The 15,503-nt window shown below is 58.2% G+C and carries 13 protein-coding genes and 2 pseudogenes; 11 read left to right on the top strand and 4 right to left on the bottom strand.

The features are described from left to right. Positions 1–156, top strand: a 156-nt coding sequence (locus tag C7411_RS36395) for a 4Fe-4S dicluster domain-containing protein (protein WP_133253749.1), incomplete at its 5' end; no start/stop codon positions are given. A gap of 77 nt (positions 157–233) precedes the next feature. On the opposite strand, the gene C7411_RS36400 is transcribed toward C7411_RS36395, so the two are convergent. Continuing rightward, positions 234–473, bottom strand: a complete 240-nt coding sequence (locus tag C7411_RS36400; protein WP_181431423.1) for a hypothetical protein — start codon at positions 471–473, stop codon at positions 234–236. Between the two features lie 240 nt (positions 474–713). Here C7411_RS36400 and C7411_RS36405 point away from each other — a divergent pair, with 240 nt between their 5' ends. After that, positions 714–938 (top strand): hypothetical protein, encoded by a 225-nt coding sequence (locus C7411_RS36405; RefSeq protein ID WP_110388980.1) that lies wholly within the window; start codon positions 714–716, stop codon positions 936–938. Between the two features lie 27 nt (positions 939–965). On the opposite strand, the gene C7411_RS36410 is transcribed toward C7411_RS36405, so the two are convergent. Beyond that, entirely contained in the window at positions 966–1,247 is a 282-nt protein-coding gene (locus tag C7411_RS36410; RefSeq protein ID WP_110388981.1) for a hypothetical protein, read from the bottom strand. Between the two features lie 417 nt (positions 1,248–1,664). Here C7411_RS36410 and C7411_RS36415 point away from each other — a divergent pair, with 417 nt between their 5' ends. The 9 genes from C7411_RS36415 to C7411_RS36455 all read left to right on the top strand — a co-directional run bounded on the left by C7411_RS36415 (position 1,665) and on the right by C7411_RS36455 (position 14,406). After that, positions 1,665–2,624: an EAL domain-containing protein gene (locus tag C7411_RS36415; protein WP_110388982.1), complete on the top strand. Its 960-nt coding sequence runs from the start codon at positions 1,665–1,667 to the stop codon at positions 2,622–2,624. A 398-nt stretch (positions 2,625–3,022) separates the two neighbouring features. Further along, positions 3,023–3,556, top strand: coding sequence for a fimbrial protein (locus C7411_RS36420; protein WP_243413476.1), 534 nt, complete (start codon positions 3,023–3,025; stop codon positions 3,554–3,556). An 88-nt stretch (positions 3,557–3,644) separates the two neighbouring features. Further along, positions 3,645–4,388, top strand: coding sequence for a fimbria/pilus periplasmic chaperone (locus tag C7411_RS36425; protein WP_110388983.1), 744 nt, complete (start codon positions 3,645–3,647; stop codon positions 4,386–4,388). A 142-nt stretch (positions 4,389–4,530) separates the two neighbouring features. Next, positions 4,531–7,116 (top strand): fimbria/pilus outer membrane usher protein, encoded by a 2,586-nt coding sequence (locus C7411_RS36430; RefSeq protein WP_243413477.1) that lies wholly within the window; start codon positions 4,531–4,533, stop codon positions 7,114–7,116. A gap of 77 nt (positions 7,117–7,193) precedes the next feature. Beyond that, complete coding sequence (locus C7411_RS36435) at positions 7,194–8,279, top strand: fimbrial protein (protein WP_207786588.1); 1,086 nt, start codon at positions 7,194–7,196, stop codon at positions 8,277–8,279. Positions 8,280–8,493: 214 nt separating this feature from the next. After that, a complete protein-coding gene (locus tag C7411_RS36440) occupies positions 8,494–8,943 on the top strand; it encodes a transposase (protein WP_165822975.1) in 450 nt (149 codons plus the stop codon). An 887-nt stretch (positions 8,944–9,830) separates the two neighbouring features. Further along, entirely contained in the window at positions 9,831–10,493 is a 663-nt protein-coding gene (locus C7411_RS36445) for a response regulator (RefSeq protein ID WP_110388987.1), read from the top strand. Next, the gene (locus C7411_RS36450) at positions 10,493–13,762 is read left to right on the top strand and encodes a hybrid sensor histidine kinase/response regulator (protein WP_110388988.1); all 3,270 of its coding nucleotides are present in this window, start codon (positions 10,493–10,495) and stop codon (positions 13,760–13,762) included. Before C7411_RS36445 ends, C7411_RS36450 begins: the two co-directional genes overlap by 1 nt. 101 nt (positions 13,763–13,863) lie before the next feature. After that, entirely contained in the window at positions 13,864–14,406 is a 543-nt protein-coding gene (locus C7411_RS36455; RefSeq protein WP_110388989.1) for a hypothetical protein, read from the top strand. A 122-nt stretch (positions 14,407–14,528) separates the two neighbouring features. Here C7411_RS36455 and C7411_RS36460 read toward each other — a convergent pair. Both C7411_RS36460 and C7411_RS36465 read right to left on the bottom strand, forming a co-directional pair. Further along, a pseudogene (locus C7411_RS36460) lies at positions 14,529–14,891 on the bottom strand (helix-turn-helix domain-containing protein); the annotation flags it as partial. A gap of 309 nt (positions 14,892–15,200) precedes the next feature. After that, a pseudogene (locus tag C7411_RS36465) lies at positions 15,201–15,410 on the bottom strand (IS110 family transposase); the annotation flags it as partial. Positions 15,411–15,503: the final 93 nt, after the last annotated feature.

Consider the following 15,503-nt stretch of genomic DNA (forward strand, 5'->3'; position numbering starts at 1 on the left):
TACGAGTTCGTGAAGAACGAGGACGGCAGCGACCGTCTGCAGATCAACGCGCAGAACTGCGTGCACTGCAAGACCTGCGATATCAAGGACCCGACTCAGAACATCGTGTGGGTCACGCCGGAAGGCGGCGGCGGGCCGAACTATCCGAACATGTAAGCACCGGCCGGCGCGTTTGCGCCACTCTCCGATGCGGTTTGTGGCAGGCAGGGCGTGGTGCGCCCTCCTGCCATTTTTTACGTCCGCAAATACCAGTACATGCCGTCGTCGTGCAGCTCGTGTTTGACCTCGCCGCGATACATCAGACAGTTCAGGCACGCCACGCTCTCGCCAGCCGCCGCGAGGCTCATCCGCCCGAGACCATCTTCTCCGATGCGCCGCGCGAACAGTGCACCGATATGCTGGCGAAAGCGGTCGAAGCGCGCGCCATTGGATGCGGCCTCGGGCGTGTTCTCGTCTTCGGTGCGTTCAGTCATGTTTCGGGGCGCAAAGGGAAATGGGGAGCGCAAACTTTCCTGCGCTGCTGCATACCTGTTTACCTTTGTTTCCGCTTGTTGCGTCTCGTTGCGGCCTGTTTCGCTTTGTTGCCGGATGACGACGTCCTATGACGTAGCATCGCAACTCAACGTCGATATTTATTGCGATGCAGCAAAATGATGCCTACACTGACTAACGTCTGCCGGCTGCCTCGACGCATTCGCAAAGGAGGGCGTGACATGACGAATCGATCTACCACATTGCATGCATCCCCGAAGCTGCACGTTTTCGAACAGGAAGGAGGGTGGCATTGGGGCATCACCATCCCTCGCAGTGCGGGTAGCGGCTTCAAGCTCATCGCATACAGCGAAACAACCTTCAACGGCGAGAGCGAAGCGCTGCGTGATGGCAGCCGCGCGCTCGAAAATCTTCCGGAAGACGCGGCACTCGCGTTCGCACCCTGAAACGCCACGCATTAACGACCAGCACGTCTACGAAGTCTCTTTACGGCACATGCAGTAGATAAATATCTGCGTGGTGCCACCCGGCGTGTGATGCGCCTGGTCCAGCACGGTGGCGTTGCGATAGCCGTCCGCTACGAGGTCGTCGACGAATGTCGAGGCCCCGCCGCCCACGTCGATGATGGCCGCCTCCCTCGACAAACCCGCCTGACGAAGAAGCATCACCGACTGGAGCGCAGGCTCCTGAAACCAGCTTACGCGGATCGGCGTTTTTGTCGTGCAGACGCGATTCCAGTGATTCCGCGACTGCATAAACCTCCTGCCTCGTTACTCGCAAAGCTCGATGTCCAAAGGCGTGCGCGCGCTCGTTTCCTTGAGCAATGCGTGAGGACCGATGGCCGCTCGCGGCGCGTTTTCCGGGTGGAGAGTTTGTCATGATAAACGAGCTATTTCGATAAGATTAGTTATCTTGATGCACGCATCACGTGGAAATCGTTCGGTAAACCCGACCTGTCACTCCACCGGCACGGATATGGCGGGCAACATGCAGTTGACCTGAAGGAACGCGGCCCGTCGGCCGTCCCTTGTTGCGGATTGGATATGGACCCCAGCGCCATCCGGCGCTGCAAGGGCACTCACCTTCTCCTGAAGTTTCGAATTTATTAGATGGATTTTGACGACTTGGCCTTATAACGTACGTTCATTACCACAGGCAATTTGAGGGGTGGCATGAGTTCGAAAGCCAAAGAAGGAGATCAGTTTTCTACGCTCGATAGCCGCACCTACACCGGCAGCGACATGCTGTCGTCCTCCTTACGTCCGTGGCGGGGAACGCTCGACAGCGAGGAAGCTCTGCGCACGGGACAGCCCGCCGACAGTCAGGGCGCGGTCCAACCGGGAAGCCGGGCGTCCGAGCGCAGCCCGCTCTCCGGGAATGGGGTCTCTCATCGGTTCGGCCAGTATCCGGTGGCTGCGTGGTACCAGCCGAAAATCGACATGGCGACTGGACGGGTTGTTGGGCTGGAGGCGTTGGCACGTGTGATCGACCCCGCGCGAGGTGCACTTTCGCCGTGTGAACTGCTGCGCGGAGCCACGGCTGGCACCCTGGAGGATTTGACCATCGAAATACTCTCCCAGGCAGTGGCCACGCAACGCCGTTTGCACTCCGCAGGACATACCCTCGACATCGCTGTCAACGTAACGGCGACGCTAATAGAGCGTCATGACATGCGTAACCGTTTGCTCGAGTGCGTTCGCGAAGGCGGGGGTGACGCCTCACGCATCGTGCTCGAAATTGTCGAGACCGAGCAGGCCTGCGACCTCACCGCGCTCATCCGTGGTGTTGAGGCGTTGTGTGCGCAAGGTTTCAGATTCGCTGCTGACGACTTCGGTACTGGGTACAACACGTTGCTTCGTCTTATCCAGATCTCATTCACCGAGCTCAAGGTTGATCGGGCCTTCGTGCGAAATGCGGGTTCGGATCCGCACGTACGGGGAGCACTCGAAGCGTGCGTACTGCTTGGCAAGCGTTTTGGACTGGTCGTTACCGCCGAAGGTGTGGAAACCTGCGCCGATCTTGAAATCACACAAGATTTTGGCTGCGACTACGCACAGGGATACCTGATATCCCGCCCACTGTCCGCCCACGCCATCAGGGAATTCCTGTTGCGCTGGCAGCCCAATTCGTAAGCCGTCGTATGGCCCGCGCTTGACGTTACAAGCGTGATCGGCGAATTCCTGCGTGATCCATTTCGGTTATCACTGGTCCATCCTCGCAAGACCATCGTGTTCGGAGTCACACGAATTCCTCCGGCTGCGGAGCGACATAAAGCCGCACTCGTTATTCTAAGTTATTAGATGTCGAATGCCGGCGAGATTCGAGATAATAAAAACAATCTCTCAGGAATTTAACAAAAAACGACGGTATTCGGTTGAAGTTAATATTTCACATATTTAAATTTAAATATCGTTAACGACGACCGGTTATTGTTTATTGGTTATTGCGTTGAATGAAAATCCCGATACTCATCGGTATTTTTGTGGTGGTGTATCCAGTAACTCTAACTCTTGTTTATATGGAGCAAATCATGAAGCAAATCATGCGGCCTCTCTTTGTTGCTGCGCTTCTGGGATCGGTCGCAATGGGGGCTCATGCGGCCGATGGCACGATTACCATCACGGGCAGCGTGACTTCCCAGACGTGCACGATCAACGGTGGCGCACCTGACTTTACTGTCGCGTTGCCGACGGTAGCTGCAGCGACACTTCAAACGGCAGGCGCCACTGCGGGCCGTACGCCGTTCACGATTTCCCTCACCGGCTGCAGCATGAGTACCGGCACCGTCCATACGTTCTTCGAACAAGGCTCGACCATCAATGCCAGTACCGGCAACCTGAAACTCAACGCGGGCGGAGCGAGCAATGTGGAGATCCAGTTGCTCAATGGCGGCGACGCCTCGGTCATTGCATTGAATCAGCCCGATGCGCAACAGAACTCGGCGCCTGCGTCGATCTCTGATGGATCCGCTCAACTCAGCTACTACGCGCAGTACGTGGCGACAGGTGCCGCGGGAGCCGGTTCGGCGAATTCGAGTGTGATGTACACGATGTCCTATCAGTGACGTCTCCTGGCTGCAGGTGGGAGACCGGAGCTTCCCTTGCAGTCCTGATTTCTCCCCGCTTCGTTGTCTCCGGCCGAGGGTCAAAATCATGCGCGCAGTACTGAGGGTTCAAAGTCTGCTCCGCAACGGCTTCATTGCAGCGGCATGCGTTCTTGCGTCTTATGCTCACGCGTCCGTCGTTGTGGTGGGAACGCGGGTCATCTACAACCAGGATGACCCGGAGGTGACGGTCAAGCTGACCAATCAGGGCGGGTCGCCGGGGCTCGTTCAGGTCTGGATCGACAAGGGCGATCCGAAGGCTGAGCCATCGTCGATCAAGGTGCCGTTCATCGTAACTCCCCCCGTTTCACGTATTGATCCCGGCAAGGGGCAAACACTTCGCATCATCCATATGGGTGCGCCGGAAATCAAGGATCGGGAGTCGGTCTATTGGTTGAATGTGCTGGAAATTCCGCCAGTGGCAAAAGAACAGGATGCCAACCGTTTGCAGTTCGCGTTTCGCACGCGTATCAAGCTCTTCTATCGTCCCGCGGGTCTGCCCGGATCGCCGGAGCAGGCACCCGTCGGGATTACCTGGCGCATGACTCAATCGAACGGCTCCCCCAGTTTGCGTGCGTTTAACCCCAGCGCATACAGCGTGTCGTTTTCACGGCTCGACGTCTCGGACGGGCGTGAGACCGCTTCATTCACCGATGGCGGCATGTTGGCGCCAGGCGAAACACGGCAGTTCCCCTTGACCGGTGCGCGCGCCATTTCGGAGTCAGCCACGGTGCACTACGAGTTCATCAACGACTACGGCGGCCTTGCAAAGGGGGACGCCTCGCTGAAGTAACTACGCAGAACCGCAGATCCCCGGAAATTTAATGTGCTGACTCCGTCTCGCTGGCAGGCCGCAACGGCTTGCCGGGGGGAGGGTTTGTCTATCGAAACGAGTGAGTGGTATGAGGCGGTGTCAATCACGAACGCACTACAAGTTGAAGCTTCGCCCTCTGTGCGCGGTGGTTCTCGCCTGCTTTGCAGCAGTGGGGGCCGCCGCGGCGGAACCGGGTGACGGGATAGTGACATTCAACAGCGTGTTCCTGCGCCAGCTCGGTAATACGGGTATCGACTTGACGCAATTCAGCAAGGGAAACGCCGCTCTCCCAGGGGACTACCTTGCCGACACCTATGTCAACCAGGCCTGGGTGGGGCGCATCAGGATCAGCCTGAAGCAGGCACAATCCGGGCGTGTGGAAACGTGCATGGATCGTGAGCTGCTTGAACGTGCCGGCATCGATCTGGGCAAACTCCCGGCGTCGGCCCTCGAACTGCTCGAAAAATCCAGCCAAGACAGCGAACTGTGCGTGACGTTGCCGCAACTCGTGGACGATGCGACGGCCACGTTTGACAACGGCGAGCAGCGTCTTGATTTGAGCATCCCGCAGGCCATGCTGAATCGTCGCGCGCGCGGTTACGTCGACCCGCAGTTCTGGGACAACGGTGTAACGTCGGCGCTCGTACAGTACAACAGCAACTTTTATCGAAACAGCGGCAGCTTTGGTGCGAGCACCCAAGCCTACCTCGGCTTGACCGTCGGTCTGAATGTCGGCCCGTGGCGTTTCCGGCATACCGGCAATCTGAACAGCAGCACTCGCGCAGGCACCGCCTATCAGGCGGTACAAACGTCGTTGCAGCGCTCGATCGTCCCGCTCAAGAGCCAGTTCACGGAAGGCGACGCTTTTACCGATGGCGCGATGTTCGACAGTGTGGGCTTCCGAGGCATGTCACTGGCGAGCGACGATCGCATGTATCCCGAGTCGCAGCGCGGCTACGCACCTGTCATTCGTGGTGTTGCGCGAAGCAACGCACTGGTTCAGGTTCTGCAGAACGGCAACGTCCTCTACGAAACCAACGTCGCGCCAGGCCCGTTTGACATCGACGATCTCTATCCGACCGGCTATGGAGGAAATCTCCAGGTTGTCGTGACCGAGGCAGATGGTACGAAGTCGACCACGCTCGTGCCGTACGCGGCTGCGCCCAATGCGCTGCGCCCGGGCCTCACGCGTTACAACGTGACGGCGGGCGAATATCGCAGCGCACTAGTGGACAGCCACCCGCTGCTTTTTCAGGCAACAGTGCAGCACGGCTTCACGAACCTGATCACAGGCTATGGCGGTGTGGCCTACACGACAGGGTACGTTGCTGTCATGGCCGGCACTGCGCTCAACACGCCGGTGGGCGCGTTCGGCATCGATATCGCCCACGCCCGTACGACACTCGGTGATCACTCCACGCACAGCGGACAGAGTCTGCGGATCAGCTACAGCAAGTATTTTGCCCCGACGGATACCAACGTGTCCGTGGCTGCGTATCAGTATTCCAGCGGTGGCTATCTTGGACTGGCCGACGCAATTGCTACCCGCTCAACCGGCTATTCACAAAATGGCGAAGTGGCGGGTGCCCGGCAACGAAACAGTCTGCAGATTACATTGAACCAGGCGTTACCCGAGGGCTGGGGATCGGTTTATTTCACTGGTACCGGGCAGAACTACTGGAATAAAAAGGGCGCTGAGGCTCAATTCTCGGCGGGTTATAACAACACGTTCCGCAGAATCAGCTATGGCGTGATGTTTGGCCGTCAATACGATCTGACGTCCGGACACTGGGACAACCGCGTGATGGTGACGGCATCCATCCCGCTCGGTACGAAACCGCGCTCACCCATGCTTTCCACGAACATGCAGCGAAGCTCGAGGGGTGGAGAAAACGTCCAGACAATGGTTTCCGGGTCGTTGGGCGAGGACAGCGCATTCAACTACGGCATTAGTGCAGGCTACAGCAACAGCGGTACAACGGGCAGCGCGACAGGCGGCGCCAATGTGTCTTACCGCTCGCCAGTCGCAGCGGTCACGGCCAATGTATCGACCGGCAGCGGCTACACGCAGTACGGTGCAGGTTTGTCGGGCAGCGTTGTTGCCTATCGTGGCGGCATCGCGACCTCGCCGTTGACCGGCGACACGATGGCGGTCGTCGAGGCGAAGGACGCCGGTGGCGCCCGCGTCACCACCCAGAGCGGCGTGCGTATCGACCGGTGGGGACACGCACTGGTGCCGGGCCTGACTCCATTTTCCCGCAACGAGATCGGCATCGATCCCAAGGGGTTGCCGGTTAGCGTCGAATTCAAGTCGACGTCGCAGCCGGCCGTGCCGACTGCCGGTGCGGTCGTCGTGACGCATTTCGAGACCTCCAATCCGGGACGGTCAGTGATATTCAACGTGACGGTAGACGGCAGCGAACCCGTGCCTTTCGGCGCGGACGTGCGCGATGAATCTGGCCAGAGCGTGGGCACCGTCGCACAGGGTGGACATGCGATCGTTCGCGGCCTGAAGGCGGCAACGGGAGAACTGGTGGTTCAGTGGGGTAGCGAGCCCCGCCAGATGTGCCGTCTGGAGTACGAGCTTGCCGACGCGAAGAACACCAAGGCTGCGACCTGGGCGAATGTGGATGCGATCTGCCGTGCCGCTGGTAGACCGGGCTTGCCGGCAACGCAGGCGAGTTCCAGCTCCCAGCCGCTGAGATGAAGGGGAGGCGGCATGTCGGCAAGTCATTCAGGCAGAGATTTTCTGGAGCAGAGCGTGACAATAATCCGGAGAGGGAAATGTATTCAGTAATGGAATCGATCAGGCGATTTGCAGGAAGACTGACGATCGCGTTCAGTGCGGCCATCCTGCTCGTGCTTCCCGGTGTCGCAAGTGCCGCATGGGCCACGAACAACATCACCATTAGCACGTTAGGAACGCAGACGTTCAATAATGGCAATGCCGACCAGAACCATGCCGGAACAGCCATTGGGAACTGGACGTCCACGATGACGGCCACTGTCTGGAGCGGCGGCGCATTGGACTACTTCAGTGGCTACACATGGGCGATGGCGTCGCAGAGTGCGATCGCGGGGGTGACCTATACAGATTCCAGCTCTGGCCAGTCGTATCCGGTCTACCCAACCGGGGTGCCCAATATCGGCGTGGTAGTCGGCATCGCCGATGCAGGCGTGAGCACCTTAAAGCCCTTCACTGCAGCATGGACCCAGGTCTGGACGGGATCTGCCTGGGGCAGTGTTGGCTTCGGCACGCGCGCACGGCTCGTCGCGACCGGCCCACTTAGGGCGGGGACGTATACCATCCCGGCCCAGATCGTCGCCTCGCTCAAGGCGACATCAGACGCCGCCGGCACTTCGCTCACGGGCTCCGTTGCAACCTTAAGTATCTCCGGAGCGACGGTAACGGTCACTGCACAAAGCTGTGTGGTGACGGCGGGGAAAAATCAGGTCGTTACCTTGCCAACGGTTTCAGTGGGCAATTTTCATGGCGTTGGATCGAGTCCGTCTGCAGCGAACTCCTTCAATATGCAGTTGAGCTGTCCAGCCGGGATTGCGCTCTATGCCACAATGACAGATGCGACAACGCCGGGCAACACCGGAAACTATCTGACATTGTCTCCAGCAACAACAAGCGCGACAGGAGTTGGCGTACAGATCTATGCCAATGGCTCGACCTCCCCGGTATCGTTTGGCCCAGATTCCTCTTACCCAGGCAACACGAACCAGTGGTACGTGGGTGGAAGTGCGAGTTCGCCGTCGACGGCATATAACATTCCGTTCACGGTGCGATACGTGCAGACAGCGGCAACAATGACTGCGGGAAGCGTCGAAGCGCTGGCAACGATCACATTTTCATATCAGTGATCAGTTGGGCGTCGTTAAGTTGATCAATGCGTGATATGCATGAAAATTGATAAGGACTACGATTTGTACTCCGGCACGTCCTGTCTGCCGGCGTCAATATCGAAGAACATGATTCACATCTATCGCATAATTCTATTTAATTAGATAGGCATCGAGCCGATCACTCCTCATACTTTCGGCATGGCAGCAGCATGTCCAAGCGAGGTTCCGGAAAGTGATCATTCATGAAACCCATAGTCAGGCGCCGACGGATCAAGGCAGTGCGATTTTCCTCACGACGCCCTCCGTTCCTGGCGATATCGCGGATCTGAGCGAGCAGGAATGGCGCAAGGTGGAGCCCGTTCTGAAGGCATATTATGCGCGCACTTCGTTGCAGGGTCGTCCTTCTGTCAGTCGGCGATCGGTATTAAATGCAGTGTTGTGGAAGATATTGAGCGGTCAAAAGTGGCAGTGCCTTCCGCGGCGTTTCCCGTCGTATCAGACCTGTCATCGTTATTTCCTTCAATGGTACTACTCCGGCCTGCTGCGGAAGATTGTTGCGCTCTATGGTGCTCATGGGGACCAACTCTATTGGCGTGCCTTACACGCGGCTGCTTCATCAATTCACCATCAACAATCGAAAATCCGGATTTTTACAGATGGCGAATTGAGAAATTCTATTTAATGAGATAGGCGTCGATGCGATTGCTCACCATACTCTAGACATTGCATTAGCGTGTTCCAATTTACGCACTATTTAGTGCGCCAGACATTAATTGATTGCCTTGGCGCGCGCCTCCGCAATTGACCTTGTGCGTGGATGTATCCGGGAGGTGGCCTACCATGACATTTAGCTTGATCCAGTTGACCGGGATGATTGTAATATTTTTCTCAGCTTTCGCGTTGGGTGCGATAGCGAGGAGGGGGCGCAGTCGATCGGCTGATTTTGGCCACGATGGTTGTGCGAGCTTCGGCGGCTGTGCCGAGGACACGAATAATCCGGCCGCAGAAGCCTTGCGCATCATGCGTCTACGTGACGTGATTCGTGTTCGGTGCTCATATAGGACTGGCGACGGACGCGGCTTCCTGGTGCGTTGCTACAATACGACCTGTCCCCATATCAAGATTACAGCGCATCGATGATGCTTCCAGGCAGGGCGCATGTTCCCGGCGCGACGTAAAAGGCGCAGTGCTGTTGGCGAGGCGCAGCGTATCAGAGAAGATTTTGTCGAAAATGTTTGAGGATCGTCCTTCTCGAAGATGTGATGGGCTGCACAAGTGTGTGCTTGTTTGGTTACACTCGTGACGATGGGTTTGGAGCGCTTCCCGGCGGGCGCGGCGTCGGCCGGTCCGCGTCCAATGTTTGCGCGAACTGGTGAGGTTCGCCGACGTCCATGAGAGCCAGTTGCGCACGTCGGCTCCGAATATGGTTCAGGCGGGTCTGCAATTCACGACTCCGCCTGACTATGTCCAAGCGTGAGTTCGCGGCACCCGCTCGGTCAGGCCGACGGGTCGCCTTAGTCCTCTGATGCTATGTTTCGAGTCGCACTTGCGTCAACCTCGGGAGTCGGAATGACAAAAGACCTTCAGCGGATTCGTGTGGCCATTGCCGACGATCATCCCATTATCCTGCTTGCCGTGAAGGACTGCCTGGAGCAAACGCTCGGCTATCAGGTTGCGATTCAGGAAACCTCGGGGCAGGGTCTGCTTGGCGCCCTCGGCAGTCAGCCTGTGTCGCTGATCGTGACCGACTTCTCAATGCAACACGACGACCAGCACGACGGCCTTCGTCTGATTACGCAATTGCGGCGGCAGTATGAGCATATCCCTATAGTCGTGTTCACGATGGTAACGAATCCGGGCGTGCTTGCGCAGTTGTGCCGCGTCGGCGTGGCTGGCCTGATCGGCAAGGATGAAGAAATGGCCGAGCTCGGGCGTGTTTGCCAGCGTGTCATGACGGGGGGCGTGCGTCCATGTCTGTCGCCAAGCGTCGAAAAACGGCTTGCTGAATCCAGTACAACAAGAAATGAGATCGCCGACTTTCAGATGCTTTCGCAAAAGGAGCTCGAAGTTGTGCGGATGTTTTGCAGCGGTCTGTCATTGACCGATATTGCGAAGCGACAGAATCGTACGTTGGGAACGATTGCGACACAAAAGCGCTCGGCGATGCGCAAGCTCAATGTGGACAACAACATGGATCTCGTGAACTGCGCGCGGGAGCAGGGGCTGATCTGATGCAGCGCTTGATCAATGATCTTGGCGAATCGCCGCTCAGAAAGCTCTATTCACTCGAATCCAACCTCAAACGCGAGCGCAGTGTCTTTGCGATCGTCATTGCGTTGCTGGCGTGTGTAGTACTTGGCATCGCTGCGATGAGCGTGGTCGGTCTGTTTCAAGGCACATTTCGTCAGGAAGAGCAGGCGGCACGCACGCATGAAAATAACGTGACCGATATCTTGTTGCAGCGGCGCATGATGCTGACTACAGCAAGTCTTGTCCTTCAAATGCACATGAGCAGCGCCTTGCCGGCGTCCCCAGTCACGCCGCCGAACGTTTGCACTCCGTTGTTTTCACATGATTCAGACAACATTATTCTGCGAGAGAGCTGCAATTACTCCGTGCAGGTGCTCAGCAATTCGGCGCAGACACCCAGCATGGCAATGGTGCTCGCCGACGGAAGTGCCGCGGTTGGTCATTTGTTCCCTGCGGAGGAGGCGCGCCTGTTAGGCGCGACCACGCCGGCTGGTCTCGCGCATGCCGTGCTGGACCGTTTCAGGCAGCGGGGCGTGGACCCGCTCTACGCGGCGCGCAAACAGCAGATTTTGTGGATTGCCGTGCCCTCAACCTCGGCGGACGGGGCGGCGCGGCTGATGGGTGCTTCAGTCGTCATGGCGGGCGATCGTGTCCATGCGATTGTGATGACAAGCATCGACGTGCGCAACCTCGTTTTGCCGGTTGAGCGGCGCGGGTTGGTTCAGCAGCCGGTCCTGATCGATGTGGATGGTACGGCCTTGTCCGAGACGGGGCGGCTGGATCAGATTCGCAAGATCGATGACGCACTTTATGCCCGGCAAGACGGGCTCTATCACTGGGTTTCCGGTTTCGGTTGGGCACTGCGTCGTCCGCCGTTCTTCGCGAACGTTGGGCACATGCTTTATCTGCTGCCATTCAGCCTGCAATTGCGCGCGGTCCGTTTGGATCTCTGGCTGATTGGGGGCATGACGCTTTTGCTCATCGTGATGCTCGGCGTGGCGTTCCGCTACTGGAATTACAAATTCCTGACGCGCATTTATTCCGAGGTATCGCGCGCGCTTGATAGTGAGATACTCAACCATTTGCTGGTCCACGCGACGCCGGTCGGGCTTTGCGTCGTTAGCCGGCCATCGCTGGAAATCGTCGTTGCGAACCCGCTCACTCGAGCCCTGCTTGGATTGCGGATCGCGGATCGTCATTTGCCTGCCGTATTGCGGGACTCGTTCGAAAAGACGTTAGCGGAAAGCGGCGGTGAGGGGGCGAGCGACCGTATTTGGCAGTTCACGTGCGCGTTGGCGGCAGAGGGTCAGCCGCCGGTGCACGTCGAAGTCACTGGCGCGCCGGCGAGACTGGATAATCGCGAGGTGTTTTTTTGCGCAATCAACGATATGACGGCGCGCTACCAGGCGGAAACGTTACTCAGAGAGGCTAAATTGACGAGCGAAGCCGCGGCCAGGGCGAAAGTCGCGTTCTTCGCGTCAATGAGCCACGAAATTCGCACGCCGCTCGCTTCGCTCGTGGGGAATATCGAACTGGTCGCTCGCGGGCAACTCGCACCGGAACAGCGCGCGCGCGTCTGGGCTATGCAGAGTTCGGCTACGGGACTGCTGCAGGTCGTGAATGACGTGCTCGATTTCTCCAAGATCGATGTCGGTGAATTGACGCTGATGGAGGAGTGGGCCGACCCGGTAGATTTGCTTGATCGCCTGGCGCTTTCGTATGCACCGCTTGCGAGGCAACAAGGGTTGCGCTTCTATACCGTGTTCGAACGGAACATTCCCCCCCGGCTTCGGCTGGATCCGATTCGTCTCTCGCAGATCGTCAACAATCTGCTCGGCAACGCGGTGAAGTTCACGCCGTCCGGCAAGATCGTGCTGCGTGTCTCATGGCGTGACAGTCAGCTCGAAATCAGCGTGATCGATTCGGGCGTTGGTGTCACGGAGGAACTAAAACGCCGCCTCTTCCAGCCGTTCATGCAGGGGGACAACCACCGGCTTGCCAAGGCGCGGGGAACGGGGCTGGGCCTATCGATCTGCGCGCGCCTGTGCGATCTGATGAAAGGGCAGATCTCGCTGAATAGCACAGTTGGCGTCGGGACGCGCATAACCGTGAGATTGCCGCTCGAAGTCTCAAATGCCCGACCCGCCGTGCAGCCCGGTCCGCTGCCTTACCATCGGCCGCTGCTGCTTGCTCGGGCGCAGGAGAATATCGAACGCCTGAGCTATCTGTTTGACCCCGCGCTGACTGTGATCGCGGCGGCTGCGACGTGCACCGACATGACCTCCGCGAGCGACCACGATCTTGTGATTGCTACGGACGAGATTTCGGCAGACGAAGTTCAGCGCTGCCTGGGCGAGGCGCACGCCGTTCTGTGGGCAACGGACGACGGGCCGCTAGTGCCCCGCCGTCGAGCAAGCGAGGGCGTCGAGGTCTCGATACATAGCCTGACCGGGCTGAGAGCCGCGGCGGAAATGCTTGCACGTGAATGCACGGCCGCGGAAACGAACGTGCTTGCGCGCGCGGACACTGAGTCGCAAACGATCGCGCTGATTGCCGAGGACAACGTGCTTAATCGCAGTCTGTTGCACGACCAGCTCACAACGCTTGGTGTGCGCGCCCTGGTTGCCCGTAACGGCGAGGAGGCACTAGCTCTGGTAGAGAAGGAGCATGTCGACGTCGTGCTGACCGATATCGACATGCCGGTCATGGACGGCTATCAGCTTCTCGGCGAATTGCGCAGACGAGGCATGAGATTGCCCGTGTACGCGGTCAGTGCGAGCGCGCGCCCAGAAGACATTGCGGAGGGGTATTCGCGGGGATTTACGGATTATCTGACGAAGCCAGTTCCGCTCGACAAGCTCGAGATGCTGGCATCCACATGGAAGCGCAATCGCGCGGATGCCGATGTGCAGGAGGCCAAAGAGTATGCGATGCCAGAGTTTCCGAGCGTGCCGATCTCCTATGCGGTCGCGTTTTTGCAGCAGGCGGATCGCCACGTCCAGCAGTTTGAGGATATTTTGGAAGGGCGTGCGCTAGGTCATCTGCGCGAGTGCCTCCACAGCCTGGCCGGTGGGCTCGCGGTGCTCGGGCCTTCGGAGCTTTACGAGCAATGCCAGGAACTCAGGTTGCTCGCGCGTGAATCGGACTCGTGGTCCGAGGAGTTGGAGTTGCAGTCCACGGCTATACGCGACCAGTTGCGGAAAATGGCCGAACAGGTGCGAGCGCGTCGACCCGAGCGTAACGCGGTGTGACCTCTAAATGGCTTGGGCAATGTTGAGCACTTTTCATTGGGGGGCGCAATGAACGAGGAGTCGGCGTCGTTCAGGTTCTGAATCCTTTCCGGGGTGAGCGTATGAGACGACTTGCGATAGCGGACTTCTTCGTCAGGGTGGTCACTCTGATGTTAGTCTTGATCGCTTGCCTGTGGTTATATTTTCATTTCGTGTACGGTCAGGATGAGCTTTGGCAGGGGAACATTAACTTGTCGGCCGAAGTTCTTCCGTACCACGACGATTTGAAATTGCTCGTCGTACATGTGCGGACGAAGAATCCGCGTGACGTCCAGTTCGAATTGAATAAGGAAGAAATGGACTCGTTCGAATTGCGGGCGCGAGAGTTGCCGCTGAACGGCGACGAAGGCAAGGTCTTCAACGAAGAGGAGGGGAGGCTGATCGCGCGCGCGGATTTGCTGCAACTTGCAGGAGGCGGCTACATTTTCCTGCCGAAGGCGGAGATGGACGACATGCAAGTGTTCGTGGTGCGCTCGGGATCATGGATCTCGCTTACGGCGGAAATGAAGAGCAAGACCGGCCAGTCTTATGTCAAGGAGAATGACGCTTCGATGGTCGTCTATGTGAAGGCCGATACGGGTAATAGTGTTGTGCGCGCACGTTAATGTCTATTTCCCGTCGAACCGCTAAGAAACGGTTCAAAAAGCATCCAGCGACATGCTGATTTTTTCGGGCGTTGTCAACTTGGCTTGCCGTGTGCGGCCAGATACTTCGGCAGCACCGGCGCTCCTGCATCGCGCATCCATCGACGCACCGTTTCCTTTGCCAGCCAGATGCCGTGGCATTCAGCCAGCTTCTCGCAGGCCAGCGTCGGCCCGAAATCGGCGTAACGTTCGCGGATGATCGACAGCGCCCGGTTGGCTGTTGCGGCATCCAGACGGTTGTTGCTGGGCCTCGAACGCTTGCGTGACGCGAGGCCCTGCGGCCCATGCTCGCGCAGTCGCGCCACCAGCCGCCGGATCTGCCGGGTCGTCAGCCCGAGACGTTCGGCGGCGCGACCGGGCTTCAGGCCCGAATCCACGACGGCCTGGATTACCTTCAAACGATCGAGTTCTCGCATGCTCAATGTCACCAGTGCGCTTCGGTGCATGGACGGCTCCATGGTCTTGCAGGAAACCGACAAGCTTACCGAGGTAGAAACGCGACATTTCTTATATGGTCGCCTCCCATTTGCAAGGTGTTTGTGTGTGGCGAGGAGGGTGGTTGCGGACTTATATCCGGACTCGATCGCGGGCATGCCCGCCGGCCCCGATGGATTTCGCCGCAAAGGTCCTAATCTAAAAGGCGGACTCGAGGTCCGAGAAATGTCTCAGGCTTGCCTTTGCGCGGTCCAACCTGTCTTGCCATCGTTCAATACACCTGTGCAACCGTGAATGGGGTTACTGGTTTTGAGCCGTTATCACTGCGCTGGCACTGCCTCGTACGTTCGACCATATGCCAGCAGCGCCCAGATTGTTCGCGCCATCTTGTTGGCGAGCGCAACAGCAACGACGTTCGTTGGACGCCTGGACAGCATCTGGCGCAAACGCTCCGGCAGATGTCTTGCGCTCACGATGACCGATCGCGCGCCGTGGATCAGCAGCGTTCGCAGATACACGTCACCGCGCTGATATGACTCCCGGTGTCAAGCGGAATCGGTTTTCAAGATCTACTCCATGGGTAGGGCAAATTTCCTGAGGGCGGCGTAGCAGTAAATCTCGAC

The sequence above is a fragment of the Paraburkholderia silvatlantica genome (assembly GCF_003096715.1).
GTDB lineage: Bacteria > Pseudomonadota > Gammaproteobacteria > Burkholderiales > Burkholderiaceae > Paraburkholderia > Paraburkholderia silvatlantica.

Bases quoted from the DNA above. Each gene is read 5' to 3' on its own strand.
- C7411_RS36415 (WP_110388982.1), top strand. From the start codon at position 1,665: ATGAGTTCGAAAGCCAAAGAAGGAGATCAGTTTTCTACGCTCGATAGC.
- C7411_RS36410 (WP_110388981.1), bottom strand. From the start codon at position 1,247: ATGCAGTCGCGGAATCACTGGAATCGCGTCTGCACGACAAAAACGCCG.
- C7411_RS36455 (WP_110388989.1), top strand. From the start codon at position 13,864: ATGAGACGACTTGCGATAGCGGACTTCTTCGTCAGGGTGGTCACTCTG.
- C7411_RS36445 (WP_110388987.1), top strand. From the start codon at position 9,831: ATGACAAAAGACCTTCAGCGGATTCGTGTGGCCATTGCCGACGATCAT.
- C7411_RS36450 (WP_110388988.1), top strand. From the start codon at position 10,493: ATGCAGCGCTTGATCAATGATCTTGGCGAATCGCCGCTCAGAAAGCTC.
- C7411_RS36420 (WP_243413476.1), top strand. From the start codon at position 3,023: ATGAAGCAAATCATGCGGCCTCTCTTTGTTGCTGCGCTTCTGGGATCG.
- C7411_RS36400 (WP_181431423.1), bottom strand. From the start codon at position 473: ATGACTGAACGCACCGAAGACGAGAACACGCCCGAGGCCGCATCCAAT.
- C7411_RS36435 (WP_207786588.1), top strand. From the start codon at position 7,194: ATGTATTCAGTAATGGAATCGATCAGGCGATTTGCAGGAAGACTGACG.
- C7411_RS36425 (WP_110388983.1), top strand. From the start codon at position 3,645: ATGCGCGCAGTACTGAGGGTTCAAAGTCTGCTCCGCAACGGCTTCATT.
- C7411_RS36405 (WP_110388980.1), top strand. From the start codon at position 714: ATGACGAATCGATCTACCACATTGCATGCATCCCCGAAGCTGCACGTT.